At 69.5% G+C, this 14,628-nt stretch carries 18 protein-coding genes and 1 tRNA gene; 4 read left to right on the top strand and 15 right to left on the bottom strand.

Going from position 1 to position 14,628, the window contains the following annotated elements; translation table 11 throughout:
* Positions 1-140 precede the first annotated feature (140 nt).
* On the bottom strand, positions 141-794 hold the full coding sequence (grpE, locus tag ACFYOP_RS19055; protein WP_356899401.1) for a nucleotide exchange factor GrpE: 654 nt from the start codon (positions 792-794) through the stop codon (positions 141-143).
* The gene (gene dnaK, locus ACFYOP_RS19050) at positions 791-2,638 is read right to left on the bottom strand and encodes a molecular chaperone DnaK (RefSeq protein WP_356899402.1); all 1,848 of its coding nucleotides are present in this window, start codon (positions 2,636-2,638) and stop codon (positions 791-793) included. The genes grpE and dnaK overlap by 4 nt, the downstream gene beginning before the upstream one ends.
* 326 nt (positions 2,639-2,964) lie before the next feature.
* Between dnaK and ACFYOP_RS19045 the strand changes: the two genes are divergently transcribed.
* The 3 genes from ACFYOP_RS19045 (at position 2,965) to ACFYOP_RS19035 (ending at position 7,066) form a co-directional block, all read left to right on the top strand.
* Positions 2,965-3,516, top strand: coding sequence for a sugar transferase (locus ACFYOP_RS19045; RefSeq protein ID WP_356899415.1), 552 nt, complete (start codon positions 2,965-2,967; stop codon positions 3,514-3,516).
* A gap of 127 nt (positions 3,517-3,643) precedes the next feature.
* Positions 3,644-5,929, top strand: a complete 2,286-nt coding sequence (locus ACFYOP_RS19040; protein ID WP_356899403.1) for a (Fe-S)-binding protein — start codon at positions 3,644-3,646, stop codon at positions 5,927-5,929.
* A 261-nt stretch (positions 5,930-6,190) separates the two neighbouring features.
* Positions 6,191-7,066, top strand: a complete 876-nt coding sequence (locus ACFYOP_RS19035; RefSeq protein WP_356899404.1) for a Yip1 family protein — start codon at positions 6,191-6,193, stop codon at positions 7,064-7,066.
* Positions 7,067-7,159: 93 nt separating this feature from the next.
* On the opposite strand, the gene ACFYOP_RS19030 is transcribed toward ACFYOP_RS19035, so the two are convergent.
* The 3 genes from ACFYOP_RS19030 to ACFYOP_RS19020 all read right to left on the bottom strand — a co-directional run bounded on the left by ACFYOP_RS19030 (position 7,160) and on the right by ACFYOP_RS19020 (position 8,511).
* A complete protein-coding gene (locus ACFYOP_RS19030; protein ID WP_356899405.1) occupies positions 7,160-7,657 on the bottom strand; it encodes a phosphoribosyltransferase in 498 nt (165 codons plus the stop codon).
* A gap of 16 nt (positions 7,658-7,673) precedes the next feature.
* Entirely contained in the window at positions 7,674-8,249 is a 576-nt protein-coding gene (gene dcd / locus ACFYOP_RS19025; protein WP_356899406.1) for a dCTP deaminase, read from the bottom strand.
* Between the two features lie 79 nt (positions 8,250-8,328).
* On the bottom strand, positions 8,329-8,511 hold the full coding sequence (locus ACFYOP_RS19020) for a hypothetical protein (RefSeq protein WP_356899407.1): 183 nt from the start codon (positions 8,509-8,511) through the stop codon (positions 8,329-8,331).
* A gap of 220 nt (positions 8,512-8,731) precedes the next feature.
* Between ACFYOP_RS19020 and ACFYOP_RS19015 the strand changes: the two genes are divergently transcribed.
* A tRNA-Gly gene (locus ACFYOP_RS19015) sits at positions 8,732-8,805 on the top strand.
* 51 nt (positions 8,806-8,856) lie between these two features.
* Here the strand turns inward: ACFYOP_RS19015 and ACFYOP_RS19010 are convergent.
* The 10 genes from ACFYOP_RS19010 to ACFYOP_RS18965 form a co-directional block, all read right to left on the bottom strand.
* The gene (locus tag ACFYOP_RS19010; RefSeq protein WP_356899408.1) at positions 8,857-10,017 is read right to left on the bottom strand and encodes a site-specific integrase; all 1,161 of its coding nucleotides are present in this window, start codon (positions 10,015-10,017) and stop codon (positions 8,857-8,859) included.
* Positions 10,017-10,229, bottom strand: coding sequence for a helix-turn-helix domain-containing protein (locus tag ACFYOP_RS19005; protein ID WP_356899409.1), 213 nt, complete (start codon positions 10,227-10,229; stop codon positions 10,017-10,019). Before ACFYOP_RS19005 ends, ACFYOP_RS19010 begins: the two co-directional genes overlap by 1 nt.
* Entirely contained in the window at positions 10,226-11,596 is a 1,371-nt protein-coding gene (gene repSA, locus ACFYOP_RS19000; RefSeq protein ID WP_356899410.1) for a replication initiator protein RepSA, read from the bottom strand. Before repSA ends, ACFYOP_RS19005 begins: the two co-directional genes overlap by 4 nt.
* Entirely contained in the window at positions 11,593-11,787 is a 195-nt protein-coding gene (locus tag ACFYOP_RS18995) for a hypothetical protein (RefSeq protein WP_356893765.1), read from the bottom strand. The genes repSA and ACFYOP_RS18995 overlap by 4 nt, the downstream gene beginning before the upstream one ends.
* Positions 11,788-11,878: 91 nt before the next feature.
* Positions 11,879-12,196: a SpdD-like protein gene (locus ACFYOP_RS18990; RefSeq protein WP_356893763.1), complete on the bottom strand. Its 318-nt coding sequence runs from the start codon at positions 12,194-12,196 to the stop codon at positions 11,879-11,881.
* A 25-nt stretch (positions 12,197-12,221) separates the two neighbouring features.
* Positions 12,222-12,380, bottom strand: a complete 159-nt coding sequence (locus ACFYOP_RS18985) for a hypothetical protein (protein WP_017947661.1) — start codon at positions 12,378-12,380, stop codon at positions 12,222-12,224.
* A 16-nt stretch (positions 12,381-12,396) separates the two neighbouring features.
* Complete coding sequence (locus tag ACFYOP_RS18980) at positions 12,397-12,591, bottom strand: mobile element transfer protein (protein ID WP_356899411.1); 195 nt, start codon at positions 12,589-12,591, stop codon at positions 12,397-12,399.
* Position 12,592: 1 nt separating this feature from the next.
* Positions 12,593-12,787, bottom strand: coding sequence for a hypothetical protein (locus ACFYOP_RS18975; RefSeq protein WP_356899412.1), 195 nt, complete (start codon positions 12,785-12,787; stop codon positions 12,593-12,595).
* Positions 12,788-12,806: 19 nt separating this feature from the next.
* Positions 12,807-13,466: a DUF2637 domain-containing protein gene (locus ACFYOP_RS18970; protein ID WP_356899413.1), complete on the bottom strand. Its 660-nt coding sequence runs from the start codon at positions 13,464-13,466 to the stop codon at positions 12,807-12,809.
* 88 nt (positions 13,467-13,554) lie between these two features.
* Positions 13,555-14,628, bottom strand: a 1,074-nt coding sequence (locus tag ACFYOP_RS18965; RefSeq protein WP_356899414.1) for an FtsK/SpoIIIE domain-containing protein, incomplete at its 5' end; no start/stop codon positions are given.

Below are 14,628 nucleotides of genomic sequence, written 5' to 3'. Positions count from 1 at the left end.
CCCTGCTCCGCGTGGGCTCGCGACCCCCGGCACGCGCATCCGCTGCGATGTCGTCGGTCGCCATGGCCTCGCCATGTCTCCCTCCTCCGCCTCGCATCTGCACGCGCCGGACGCCGCTCGCTCATCCACGCGGAGCCCGGTCACGCACCCTCCTCGGGCCCACCGCTCTCCTCGTCGGCCGGCTTCTCTTCCTTCTGCGCCGCGGGAGCCGCACCCGGCTGGGGTTCGGCGACCGCGACCCGCGCCGGGCGAATCGTTCGCTCGCCGATGCGGTACCCGGGCTGCAGGATCGCGACGCACGTCGTCGCTGTGACGTCCGGCGCGTACGAATGCATCAGGGCTTCGTGGATCGTCGGGTCGAAGGGCTCGCCCTCCTTGCCGAACTGCTGCAGGCCCATCTTGGCGGCGGCCGTCTCGAGGGACTCGGCCACCGACTTGAACCCGCCCACCAGCTCCCCGTGCTCCCGGGCGCGGCCGATGTCGTCGAGCACGGGCAGCAGCTCGGTCAGGAGCGCCGCGGTGGCGATCTCCTTGACCGTGACCCTGTCGCGCTCCACGCGCCGGCGGTAGTTCTGGTACTCGGCCTGGAGCCGCTGGAGGTCGGCCGTCCGCTCGTTCAGAGCGGTACGGACCTGGTCCAGCTGGGCCGTCAGGCCGACGGTCTGTGCTGCGTCCCCTTCCGGGGCCGCCGGGGTCTCCTGCTCGGAGGCCTCGGCGGTCTCGGCGGCGTCGTCAGGGGTGGCGCCGGAGGGGACGTCAGGCTTCTCCTCGAAACCCGGGGTCTCCTCCGTCACGCGGCACCGTCCTTCTTCGGCTTGTCCTCGTCGACGATCTCGGCGTCGACCACGTCGTCGTCGGCGGCGGGTCCGGCCTGGCCCTCGGCGCCGGCGGCGCCGCCCTCGGGCGCGGCGTTGGCGTACATCGCCTGGCCGAGCTTCTGGCTGACCGCGGCGACCTTCTCCGTGGCGGTGCGGATCTCGGCGGAGTCCTCGCCCTTGAGCTTCTCCTTCAGCTCGCTGAGCGCGGTCTCGACCTCGGTCTTGACCTCGCCGGGGACCTTGTCCTCGTTGTCCGTGAGGAACTTCTCGGTCTGGTAGACCAGCTGCTCGCCCTGGTTGCGGGACTCGGCGGCCTCGCGGCGGCGGTGGTCCTCGTCCGCGTACTGCTCGGCCTCCTGGCGCATCCGGTCGACCTCGTCCTTCGGCAGCGAGGAGCCGCCGGTGACGGTCATCTTCTGCTCCTTGCCCGTGCCCAGGTCCTTCGCGGTCACGTGCATGATGCCGTTGGCGTCGATGTCGAAGGCGACCTCGATCTGCGGGACGCCGCGGGGGGCCGGCGGCAGACCGGTCAGCTCGAACATCCCGAGCTTCTTGTTGTACGCCGCGATCTCGCGCTCGCCCTGGTAGACCTGGATCTGCACGGACGGCTGGTTGTCCTCGGCCGTCGTGAAGATCTCGGACCGCTTGGTCGGGATCGTGGTGTTGCGCTCGATGAGCTTGGTCATGATGCCGCCCTTGGTCTCGATACCGAGGGACAGCGGAGTCACGTCGAGGAGCAGGACGTCCTTGACCTCACCCTTGAGCACACCGGCCTGGAGCGCGGCGCCGATGGCCACGACCTCGTCCGGGTTGACGCCCTTGTTGGCGTCCTGGCCGCCGGTCAGCTCCTTGACGAGCTCGGCGACGGCGGGCATCCGGGTCGAGCCGCCGACCAGGACCACGTGGTCGATCTCGGACAGCTGGATGCCGGCGTCCTTGATGACGTTGTGGAACGGGGTCTTGCAGCGCTCGAGCAGGTCCGACGTCAGCTGCTGGAACTGGGCGCGGGTGAGCTTCTCGTCCAGGTGCAGCGGGCCCTCGGCGGAGGCCGTGATGTACGGCAGGTTGATCGAGGTCTCGGTGGACGAGGACAGCTCGATCTTGGCCTTCTCCGCGGCCTCGCGCAGACGCTGGAGCGCCATCTTGTCCTTGGCCAGGTCCACGCCGTGCCCGGAGTGGAACTGCTTGACCAGGTAGTCGACGACGCGCTGGTCCCAGTCGTCACCACCGAGGTGGTTGTCGCCGTTGGTGGCCTTCACCTCGACGACGCCGTCGCCGATCTCCAGCAGCGAGACGTCGAAGGTGCCGCCGCCGAGGTCGAAGACGAGGATCGTCTGGTCGTCCTTGTCCAGGCCGTACGCCAGAGCGGCCGCGGTGGGCTCGTTGACGATGCGCAGCACGTTCAGACCGGCGATCTCACCGGCCTCCTTGGTGGCCTGGCGCTCCGAGTCGTTGAAGTACGCCGGGACGGTGATCACCGCGTCGGTGACCTTCTCGCCGAGGTACGACTCCGCGTCGCGCTTCAGCTTCTGCAGGATGAACGCGCTCATCTGCTGCGGGTTGAAGTTCTTTCCGTCGAGCTCGATCTTCCAGTCCGTGCCCATGTGACGCTTGACGGACCGGATGGTCCGATCGACGTTCGTGACCGCCTGGCGCTTGGCCACCTCGCCGACCAGCACTTCACCGTTCTTCGCGAAGGCGACGACGGACGGCGTGGTCCTGGCACCCTCGGCGTTGGTGATGACGGTGGGCTCGCCGCCCTCCAGAACGCTGACGACGGAGTTCGTCGTGCCCAGGTCGATGCCGACCGCACGTGCCATTTCGATTCCTCCAACGACTGACTTGAGTGGAACTGGCTCAAGGATGCATCACTCGTTTCCCGGAGTCAACAGAGCTGAGTCGAGGCCGCTCAACTTTTATCCCGCTCTTACGTGCAGTTCTTCCTTGCGCACATGCCCCGACGTGCGCGTGGCGCAGTCCTCTTCGCGTGGCGCAGCCCCCTTCGCATGGCACGCAGTCCTCTTCGCGTGGCGCAGCCCTTTCGGAACGCGCACCTCTGGGAGAGTCATATTCGAAAAAAGCGGTCAAGAACTGTCATTCCATGATGAGCCCGGTCAAGGAGGGTACGCCCATGACCGCCACGCCCATGACGGCGAAGAGGGTCGTCGATCTGGCGGGCGCCCTGGTCCTGCTGCTGGCACTCTCGCCGCTCCTGCTGACCGCCGCGGCGGCGGTGGCGCTGACGTCACCGGGCCCCGTGCTGCGGCGCCGCGAGCGCGTGGGCCTCGACGGCCGCACGTTCTCGATGCTCACGTTCCGCACCGGGCATCCGGGAGCCGTCACTCCGGTCGGCCGGGTGCTGCGGCGCCACTTCCTGGACCGCCTGCCCCAGCTTCTCAACGTCGTACGCGGCGAGATGTCCCTGGTCGGACCGCATCCGCTGGCTCCGGACGCCGTCGAAGCGGGCCTCGGCCCCGAGCGGGCCCGGCTCGCGGTGCGGCCCGGAATGACCGGCCTCTGGCAGGTCTGCGGGCGCTCCGAGCTGCCCTGGGAGGAAATGACCGTGCTGGACCTGCATTATGTGGAGCAGCACTGGCTGGGACTCGACCTGGCGATCCTGGCCCGCACGGTGCCCGTGGCGGTCGCCGGACGCAGCGTCGTCCACGCCGCCCCGGTGACCCCGGTCAGGGTTGCCTGAGCGACACAGATCACCGCATGCGTGGCTACAGTGCGGCGGAATAAGTGGGTAGTCTCAGCTCGGGCTGAATAAGTTACCGCTTAGTAGTACCTAGTCCTCCCACCCTCGCAGGCCCGAGGAGCCTTCCATGCAACTCGCCGCGATCATTGTGTCGCTGACCCTGAGCGTGGTCGGCGTTGCGCTGCTCGCCCGCGCCATCGGCCAGTTCGTCCGCCACTTCAAGCTGGGGCAGCCGGTGCCCGCCGGCACGCGGACGGACAACCCCTACCAGCGCAGCGTGACCCTGGTCAGGGAGTTCCTCGGCCACACGCGGATGAACCGCTGGGGCATCGTCGGCTTCGCGCACTGGTTCGTCGCCATCGGCTTCCTGACGCTGCCGCCGACGATCGTCACCGCGTACGGCCAGCTGTTCCAGGCCGACTGGACTCTCCCGCTGATCGGCGGCTTCCTGCCGTACGAGATGTACATCGAGTTCATCGGCGCGATGACCATCCTCGGCATCGCCACGCTGATGGCCATCCGGCTGCTGAACCTGCCGTCGCGCCCCGGCCGCAAGTCCCGCTTCACGGGCTCGAAGATGGGACAGGCGTACTTCGTCGAGTACGTCATCCTCATCATCGGCCTGGCGATCTACGTGCTGCGCGGCCTCGAGGGCGCCATCCACCACGTCGAGGGCTACGAGGCCGCGTACTTCGCCTCGTACCCGCTGGTCCTGGCCGTCAAGGGCCTGAGCCTCGGCGTGCTGCAGAACCTGGTCTACCTGTTCGCGATGATCAAGCTGAGCACGACCATGATCTGGATGATCACGGTCTCGCTCAACACCAACATGGGCGTGGCCTGGCACCGCTTCCTCGCCTTCCCGAACATCTGGTTCAAGCGCAACGCGACCGGCGAGAGCGCCCTTGGTGAGCTGAAGCCGATGACGTCCGGCGGCAAGGAGATCGACTGGGAGGACCCGGGCGAGGACGACACCTTCGGTGTCTCCCAGGTCGAGCAGTTCTCCTGGAAGGGCCTGCTGGACTTCTCCACCTGCACCGAGTGCGGCCGCTGCCAGTCGCAGTGCCCCGCCTGGAACACCGGCAAGCCGCTGTCCCCGAAGCTCCTGATCATGTCCCTGCGCGACCACGCGCACGCCAAGGCCCCGTACCTGCTGGCCGGCGGCGGCAAGGACATGGAGGGCAACGAGAAGGCCACCCCGGAGCAGCTGAAGGACGTCCCCGCGTCCGCCCTCGCGGAGGCCGAGCGCCCCCTGATCGGGACGCTCGACGCTGCGTCGAACGGCTTGGGCGGCGTCATCGACCCGGACGTCCTGTGGTCCTGCACCACCTGCGGCGCCTGCGTCGAGCAGTGCCCGGTCGACATCGAGCACATCGACCACATCGTCGACATGCGCCGCTACCAGGTGATGATCGAGTCCTCGTTCCCGTCGGAGGCGGGCACGATGCTCAAGAACCTGGAGAAGAAGGGCAACCCCTGGGGGCTGGCCAAGAAGCAGCGCGTCGAGTGGACCAAGGAGGTCGACTTCGACGTTCCGATCGTCGGCAAGGACATCGAGGACCTCAGCGAGGTCGACTACCTCTACTGGGTCGGCTGCGCCGGCGCCCTCGAGGACCGCGCGAAGAAGACCACCAGGGCCTTCGCCGAGCTGCTGCACATCGCGGGCGTCAAGTTCGCGATCATGGGCGGCGACGAGAAGTGCACCGGTGACTCGCCGCGGCGCCTGGGCAACGAGCCGCTGTTCCAGCAGCTCGGCCAGGAGAACGTCGCGATGCTGAACATGGCGTTCGGCGAGGATGACGAGGACGAGTCGACGAAGAAGCCGAAGTCGGCCAAGAAGATCGTCGCCACCTGCCCGCACTGCTTCAACACGATCGCGAACGAGTACCCGCAGCTGGGCGGCGAGTTCGAGGTCATCCACCACACGCAGCTGCTGCAGCACCTGATCGACGAGGGCAAGCTGATCCCCGTCACCCCGGTCGACGGTCTGATCACCTACCACGACCCGTGCTATCTGGGCCGCCACAACAAGGTCTACACGCCCCCGCGCGAGATCATGTCGGCCGTCCCGGGCCTGCGCCAGCAGGAGATGCACCGCCACAAGGAGCGCGGCTTCTGCTGCGGCGCCGGCGGCGCGCGGATGTGGATGGAGGAGCGGATCGGCAAGCGCATCAACACCGAGCGCGTCGACGAGGCCCTGTCCCTCAACCCGGACATCGTCTCCACGGCCTGCCCGTTCTGCCTGGTCATGCTCACCGACTCGGTGAACGGCAAGAAGAACGACGGCAAGGCGCCGGAGTCCCTCCAGGTCGTCGACGTCGCGCAGCTGCTGCTCGACTCGGTCAAGACCCCGCCGGCCGACCCCGCGCCGGAGACGGAGTCCGAGGGGGCGCCGGAACCGGAGCCGGTGAAGTAACCGTCTCCACCTCCGCGGAGGAACAACTCCGCGGGAGCCCGGGAGAGAACACGAGAGAACGCTGAGCGGCCGGACCTGCCTCGGGGGCAGGACCGGCCGCTCGTGCGTGGGAGCGGCCCGCCCCATGCCGTTGGAGCCTCTTCGGGCCCGGGGGCAGGCCCCCCGGGGTCCCCCTAGGGGATGTCACAGGTCGGCCGCAAACGCCCTCCCGTTTCCGGTCCGCCGCCACCCCGTCCCGCCGGACCAGGTACGTTCGTTGACGTGGCTGGATTCAGGATCGGACGCGGCCGGGACAACCGCACCCCGCAACGACAGCAGGCGCAGCAGGCGCCGCCGCCCTACACGGGCGGCGGGCAGGCCCCTGCGCCGCCGTACACGCATCAGCAGCAGTGGCCCCACGCGGGCGGCGCGCCGCAGGGCGGTGGCGGATACGGCGAACCGGAGTACTTCGGCGATCCGCACCCTCAGTACGGCGCCCCCCAGGACCCGTACGCGGCCAACAACCCCGGTCACACGCAGATGTTCAGCGTGCCCGACGACCCCTACGGCGACGGCGCGACCTACCAGGCGGGCGCCGCGCCCGCCGCCCCCGTGGGCCCGCGTCTGCACTGGAAGCAGCTCCTGAGCGGCATCCTGCTGCGGCCCGGGCCGACGTTCCTCCAGATGCGCGACCACGCGGTCTGGTTGCCGGCGCTGATCGTCACCGTGCTCTACGGCATGCTCGCGATCTTCGGCTTCGACGAGCCCCGTGACGAGGTCATCAAGGCGACCTTCTCGAACGCGATCTCGTACGTGATGGTCACCAGCGCCGCGTTCGTCATCAGCGGCCTGGTCCTCGGCGCGGTCACCCACACTCTGGCCCGCCAGCTCGGCGGCAACGGCGCCTGGCAGCCCACCGTGGGCCTCTCCATGCTGATCATGTCCCTCACCGACGCGCCACGCCTCGTCGTCGCCCTCTTCCTGGGCGGCGAGAACTCCCTGGTGCAGGTGCTCGGTTGGGCGACGTGGCTGGCGGCGGGCGCGCTGTTCACGTCGATGGTGAGCAAGTCGCACGACCTGCCGTGGCCGAAGGCGCTGGGCGCGTCGGCGATCCAGCTGATCGCGCTGCTGTCGATCATCAAGCTCGGCACGATCTGAGCCGGTCTGAGCCGCGTCCGCAGGCGCGGACGCGAAGGCCCCTGGCACCCCTTCTTGGGTTCCAGGGGCCTTCGCGTGTCCGCTGTGCCGCGGTCAGGCGTCCAGCACCTGGCCGCTCCGCCGTACGACGGGCTTGTCCACGCTCCAGGGGAAGTTGATCCACTCGTCGGTGCGCTTCCAGACGTACTCGCACTTCACGAGCGAGTGCGACTTCTCGTAGATCACGGCGGACCGCACCTCCGCCACATGGTCCAGGCAGAAGTCGTGGACGAGCTTCAGCGTCTTGCCGGTGTCGGCGACGTCGTCCGCGATGAGGACCTTCTTGTGGGAGAAGTCGATGACGTTGGGCACGGGCGCCAGCATGACCGGCATCTCCAGCGTCGTTCCCACGCCGGTGTAGAACTCCACGTTCACCAGGTGGATGTTCTTGCAGTCCAGCGCGTACGCCAGCCCGCCGGCCACGAACACCCCGCCGCGCGCGATGGACAGCACGACGTCGGGCTCGTACCCGTCGTCGGCGATCGTCTGCGCCAGCTCGCGGATCGCGCCGCCGAACTTCTCGTACGTCAGGTTCTCGCGTACGTCACTCATGCCGCTGCTCCGGTCCTCACACCTGCGTCCGATGGAAATTGAGAAACGACCGGGAGGCCGTCGGTCCGCGCTGCCCCTGGTAGCGGGAGCCGTAGCGCGCGCTCCCGTACGGCTCCTCCGCGGGCGAGGTGAGCCGGAACATGCACAGCTGCCCGATCTTCATGCCCGGCCAGAGCTTGATCGGCAGCGTGGCGAGATTCGACAGCTCGAGAGTGACGTGCCCGGAGAACCCCGGGTCGATGAAGCCGGCCGTCGAGTGCGTCACCAGACCGAGCCGTCCGAGGCTGGACTTCCCCTCCAGCCGCGACGCGAGGTCGTCCGGCAGGGAGATGACCTCGTAGGTCGACGCGAGCACGAACTCGCCGGGGTGAAGAATGAACGCCTCGTCGCCCTCCGGCTCGACGAGCCGGGTGAGATCGCTCTGCTCGACGGCAGGGTCGATGTGCGGATAGCGGTGATTCTCGAACACCCGGAAGTAGCGGTCCAGCCGCACATCGATGCTCGAGGGCTGCACCATGGATTCGTCGTAAGGGTCGATACGCACGCGCCCGGCGGCGATCTCGGCCCGGATGTCCTTGTCTGAGAGAAGCACGTCCCGAGGATACGCAGAGCGCGCGGGCCGTCCCCAATCGGACACCTGCCCGCGCGCTCTCCGCGTCTCTGCTGCGTCGCTACTGCTTGCTCTGCCGGCCCTGAGCCACGGGTACGGCGCTCCTCAGCCGCGCGCACCGCGGGCACCGGATCAGCCGCCCGGGCCCGATCCGGTCGGTCCCGAGCTGCTGCATCGGAAACGAAGCGGTACTGAACACGTGCCCCTCGGCACAGCGGACGACGGTGCGCTCCATCAAGTCCATCGGGCCCCTTCCCCAGCGAATGCGGACGAAGGTCACATTAGGGGATACCCCGGACACCGCCACACGCGGCACTCCGCCCCGCCACGGTACGCCCCAACTCCCGCGCCCCGCACCCGCGTCCGCGCCCCGGAAACCACGAACACCCCGCGGCGAAATACACCGTGGGGCGAGCGATGAGGTAGAGTGTGCGACGATGCGGCACCGATCACCGGTCCGCCGCGCGGGTGTAGTTTAATGGTAGAACATGAGCTTCCCAAGCTCAGAGCGCGGGTTCGATTCCCGTCACCCGCTCCACGCAGAAGGCCCAGGTCATAGACCCGGGCCTTATCTGTTGTCTGGACCTGTCTAAGCGTCCCGTGCCACATCCGTGCCAGATGCTTGGTCATCCACTGCATGGCGCCGCTGCCGGACGAGCCTGTCGAGACCGGCAGCGACCTCCCGCTGACGCTCGACGTCCGAGTGCTGATAAATCAGCGCGGCTCGCTCGGTCGACTGCCCGGCCCGCACCATCGTGTCCTTGAGCGTCGCGCCGGAGCGAGTCGTCAGAGTGTGCCCGGTGTGACGAAGGTCGTAGAAGCGGAAGCCGTCGGGAAGACCCACCTTCGTACGGGCCGTGCGCCACTTCCGCCCGAAGGTGGACCGCCGGAACGGCTTGCCCTTCTCCCCCACGAACAGAAGTCCGTCCGGTCCCTTCTCCGCGTACCAGTCGAGATGCCGCCGAAGGTCGGTCCGCAGAAAGGCCGGCAGGACGACGAGCCGCTTGCCCGCCTCCGACTTGGTCGGTCCCTCGGCCCGCCTCCCGGTGGTGAGCTCCGGCGCGGCCTGCCGGACTCGGATCGTCAGATTGTCGAGGTCCACGTCCTTGCGGCGCAGCTCGGCTTGTTCCTCCGGCCGGAGCGGGCCGTACGCGCCGAGGTAGACCATCAGCCGCCAGCGCGGACCGAGGGCATCGGCGAGCGCGTCGACCTGGTCGACGGTGGCGACGGGCCGTTCGGCTGCGGTTTCCTTGCCCGCACCCCGGATGCGGCAGGGGTTGCGGCGGATCAACTCGTCCTCGACGGCCGTCTCCAGGATGGCCTTCAGTAGTCGGTAGCTCTTGGCAACGGTGGTCTCGGCCCCGGTCGAGTCGAGCCGTTCCGAGCGCCAGGAGCGCACGAGCGGAGCCGTGATCTCGTCGAGGTCGAGGTCCTCGAAGGCGGGCAGGATGTGCAGTCGGAGGAGCCGCCGATACAACTCGTCGGTCGTCGGGGAAAGCCGCCGTTCCTTGACCCACAGGGTCGCGTAGTCCTCGAAGTTGACCGCCCCGGCGTCCGGGTCCTGCCAGTCACCACGGCGGATCTCGGTCCGTTTCTCGGCGAGCCAGTCGTCAGCGTCGCGCACTGTCGCGAAGGTCTCGGGCGCCGGCCGCATGACACCGTCCGGGCCGGGATAACGAGCTTGGTACCGCCCGGACGGCAGCTTTCGCACCGCACCGAACGCCCGCCGCCTGCCCTTCTTGTTGGCCATCAGGCAGCCTTTCCGTAGCGAGAACGACGGCGGCGGGTGGGCTGGACGGTGTTGCCGTCGATGTAGGCGTCCAGCGCGCTTTCCGCGATCCGCACATGGCGGCCGACCTTGACGAAGGCGATCCGCCGTTCGGCGATGAGCCGCCGAGGAAAGCGGACGGTGGTGCCGAGCCGTTCGGCAGCTTGCTCGACGGTCAGCAGGAGGTCACTCACGACCAGTCTCCTTCCAGGGCGGCGAGGGCTTCGCGGGCGGTTTCGCGGTTGAGTTGGATGTCGCGGGCGATGGTGGCGGCGAGAGCGGATTCGCCGGGAGTGTGGCCGTGTCCGGCGTACTCCCAGGAGGCGAGAACCAGCACCGTGTCCGGGTCGCCAAGGGCGTCATGGTCCTGGGCGGCGCGGTAGTCGGCGCGGATCTGGCGCAGCGCGCCGAGGGTGGTGGAGTAGCGGCGGGACTTGGTGGAGAAGTGGCCGCGGAAGCCGAGCATGTGGGCCCAGGCGTCGAGCTTGCGATCCGGGTAGAGGGGTGCGAGGTCGAGGCAGGCCTCGATGAGGCAGCGGGGGTGGTCGGGCACGTCCAGGAGGTCGAGCACTTCCCGGTTCCCGATCCGGCGGTCAAGGCTGCCGGTCGACTCGGCTGCCTTGGTGGCGTACTTGGCCACGTAGGAGGCGACAGCCTGCTCGGTGATGTCGGAGCCATCGCCGAAGGCTTTGACGGGTCGGATGTCGAGCTGGGTGCCCCAGCGGAAAGGCCGGCGCGGATGGTCCCCGGCAGCCGGGACCGTGACCGAGGTGTACGAGTGAGCGACAGCCGCGCGGATGGAGTCGTCAAGCAGCTGCACGCTCGCCCACGACGGGGGCGGCGAGTCCGGCCCATCCGGTCCGTCGAGACGGATCACGGCATGGAAGTGGATCGCGCCGCGCTTCTGGAACTCGGCGACCTTGCCGTAGGAGACCCGCAGCACCTCTTTCAGCTCCCGCTGGGAGAGCCCGGCGCAGGCGGCGATCTCGCGGCGCAGGCGGGTGGTGAAGCGCTGCCAGAGCTGCCCGGCGTGGTTGTTGAACAGGACCGTGCCCGTGTAGTCGTAGGTGGCCGGGTCGAGGGCGGTGCCCAGGGCGGGGTCGTCCTCGGGGTGGCGGGTGCCGCAGCGGCAGACGCCACGGTCGGGCCGGTTGTGGACCGGGCCGAACGAGGGCGCGGTGAGGGTGGCGAAGACGCGCGGGTGGTCGCGGACGGTGGCGGGGATGTCTTTGGACTCGTCGCCCGCTAGGCCCGCGCGGATGAGGTGGTAGGTGTCTCCGGCGTAGGTGTAGGCGCAGGTGGGGCAGCGGGAGACGCGGCGGTTGCCGCAGGCGACGCGGAGCCGTCCGTCCGGTTCCGTGTCGGTGGAGTAGCGGCGCAGCGTCTCGCCGGTGGTCTTGTCCTTGGCGAGGGTCCAGCCGGTGAGGTGGATCGGGTCGGAGCAGCCGCCGGTGCGGTGCACCTGGTCTTTCCAGCGGTCGAAGCCGGGGGACCCGGCCACCCGAAGGACATCGTCCAGGGTGGCCGGGTCCAGGCCCGCCGCAGTGGCGGTGTCGGTCACGCGGCCACCTCGATGCGGGCGGGGATCGGCCGGCGGGCGGGGCGGGTGCCGGTGCCGTGGCAGGCCGGGCAGTGGACGGTGATGGTGCGCAGGTTGCCCCGGCGGTCGCGGCCGCCGAGAGTGACGCGGACGGTGGGGAAGCCGTCGCAGTTCGAGCAGACCCGCGCGGGCGTGGTGGTGGGCTGGGCCATGATGGGTGTCCCTTCTTGTCCTTTGCGATGGGTTGGGCCACGGCTCCCGGGGCGGGCGAGACTTGGCGGTTGAGACCGCCCCGGGGGCCGGTCAGCGGCGCTTGTGCTCGGAGGCGATCAGCGAGCGGACGACGAGCGCGCACACGGCGACCGAAGCCGCGGTGACGGCGACCGCCAAGAGCATCGAGACCAGGACCGCGCCGACGACGAGCACGACGGCGGTGCCGCCACCGACGAGGGCGAGCGCGGTGCCGGGGGTGAGCTGGACCGTGGGCCGGGCGGGTGCCGCCGGGGCGACGGGGACCGGAGCCGGGGCAGCGGTGTGCTGAACGATCGCGGTCGGCTCGACGGCGGGCGGGGTGACGATGCCGGTGGGGGTCGGCATGGTCGGGATCTTCGGTCGGAACATGAGTGCTTCTCCTTTCTGCGGTGGGCTACTTGCTGATGGCGGTGTCGATGACCGGGGCCAGGAGGCTGTCGGCGAGGAGGAAGCCGCCGAGGAGGAGCACGGCGACGAGCCACCAGGGCGGGCGGATGAGCTTGATGCCGAGGGCGCCGACGACGATCAGGGCGAGCCAGAGCGGAACGTCCATGACGGTGGTCTCCCGTTCAGTCGGAGATGCGGCAGCGGTGGGTGCGGGCGGCGAGCTGGGCGGCCGAGGAGCTGGAGAAGTCGGCGGACCAGCCGCAGCGGTCGGCGGTGCAGACGGCGGCGTGCTTGGTGCGGCCGTGCCGGTCGCGGTGGGTGCCGATCTGTACGGGGCCGATCCGCATGACGGAGTGGAAGTAGTCGCGGGCGGGCATGTCAGTCGCTCTCCGTTCGGGTGATCGTCGGGTCGGGATAGGTGGCGCGGATACCGGCGGCGGTGGCCGGGTCGGTGGTGCGCTGGGCCGCTTCTTCGGCGAGCAGGTGCGCGAGGTAGGGCCGGTCAGCGGCAGTCATCTCGCGGGCGCTGTCGAGGTAGTCGGCGGCGGTCAGGTCGGCGGCGTCACGGGTCACGGGGTTCCTCCCTTCCTGGTCAGGTGAGTTGGGCGGCGATGACGTCGGCCATCGGGGCCGGGACGCCGAGGCGGGCGCGCAGGGTGTCGGTGTCGATCGGTGTGCCGGTCCGGGCGTGGTGGTCGTCGGCGACCTTGCGGGCGTGGTCGACCAGCGCGGCCGGGACCGACGGAGCCGGGGCGGGAGCATGCTCGGGCGCTGTGGGCAAGGCCGAGGCGGGCTCCGGCTCGGCGAAGGGAACCGGCTCAGGCGCGGGTTCCGATTCGGCCGGCACAACCTCGACCGGCTCGGGCTCCGGTTCGGGGGCGTGGTCGGTCGCGGCGGGTGAGTGGGCGAGGAGGGTGCCGCCAAGGAAGGCGAGGGCGGGCCATCCGGCGATGCCGAAGCGCAGCCAGGCGGGCGGATGCGCCAGGTCGAGGAATCCGGCGGTGGCGACGTTCGCACCGAGCGAGGCGACCAGGGCGATCAGGAACCAGCACCAGGCGAGCCGGGACGGGCCGTCGTTGCGCAGCCGTCGCCAGGCGGCGACCAGGAGCAGGTCGACGGAGACGGGGTAGGCCCATGCCTTCCATCCGGTCTGTCCGGCAGCGGCGGCGAGGTCGTGCAGGTGGGCGAAGGACAGGGCCCCGGCAATCACGGCTTGCACCAGGACGGCGTCGATGCGCAGCTTGCGGGTCATGTCTTCACCTCCTTTGCAGGGCGTTTGGGCATGGCGGGGGTAGGGAGCTGGCGCGAGACGGTCGCGCCGACCGGGATGCGGGGGCGGGTCAGGCGGAGGCGGGTGCCTCGGTCTGGGCCGGGATCTTGACGAGCGAGACCGTGGGCGGCAGCTCGGGCCGGAAGGCGTCGAGGCCGGGCAGGTCCGGGGTGCGGTGGGCGTGCCGGTTGCAGGCGTTGACGGCCTGGCGCATCGAGGTGTGCGGGGTGCGGATGCGGGCCCAGCCGCCGGTCGAGTCGCCGGTGACTGCGAGGCCGGGTGTGTCGGTCGGGATGGAGATGGCGGCCAGGACGGCGTCGGGGGCGATGTCGCCGAAGGCCATGTTCGCGCTGGTCTCGTCGTTGACGCGGTGGGCGGTGCGGGCGGTGAGCTGGGCGCGGAGCATGGTGATGCCCTTGCCGAGTTCGGAGCCGAAGCGCTGCCCGCAGATCTCCAGATAGATGCCGGCGGCGCGGCCGAGCTGGGCGAGGCGGGCGAGCGCGGTGATGATGCGGTCCCGGCGCTTCTCCTCTTCCTTGGTGGCGAACAGGGCGAGTTCGGCGACCTCGTCCACGAGGACCACGATGGGGACGGGCCGCAGATGAGATGGGAGGTCCCAGATGTCGGCGGCGATCTCCGCGTCGGGGATATCGGCGGTGATGCGCTGGTCAGCGCGGATCAGTTGGTAGACGCCCTCCATGTGCGTGACGAGTGCTTCGAGGAGTTCGGCGGCGGTGTCGGGGTTGTCGGCCAGCGCGGAGAAGCGACGGGCCAGCGGGAACAGCTCCACCCCTTGCTTGCAGTCGATGCCGACCAAGGCGACATCCTCGGCGGCGAGTTCGGCGACCAAGTTGCGCTGATAGACGGACTTGCCGGACTTCGTGGCCCCGACGGTCAGGGCGTGCGGACAGGTGCGGTAGTCGCGGTAGTGGACAGCTCCGTCCTCCCGCAGCGCGACAGGAACGCGCATCGGCACGCGGTCGAGCTTGGTGGGCATCTGCACCCGGGCCAGGACGTCGTAGCCGGTCATCCGCAGCTCGACCACGCCTGAGCGGATCTCACGCGAGGTGACGCCGTACATGGCGAACGAGTGCCGCAGCCGGTCGCACGATGCGGCCACGTCGAAGGCGTCCTGTCCGGGCCT

The sequence above is a fragment of the Streptomyces sp. NPDC006294 genome, from assembly GCF_042870895.1.
Classification (GTDB): domain Bacteria; phylum Actinomycetota; class Actinomycetes; order Streptomycetales; family Streptomycetaceae; genus Streptomyces.
This window is presented reverse-complemented; position numbering and strand designations above follow the sequence as displayed.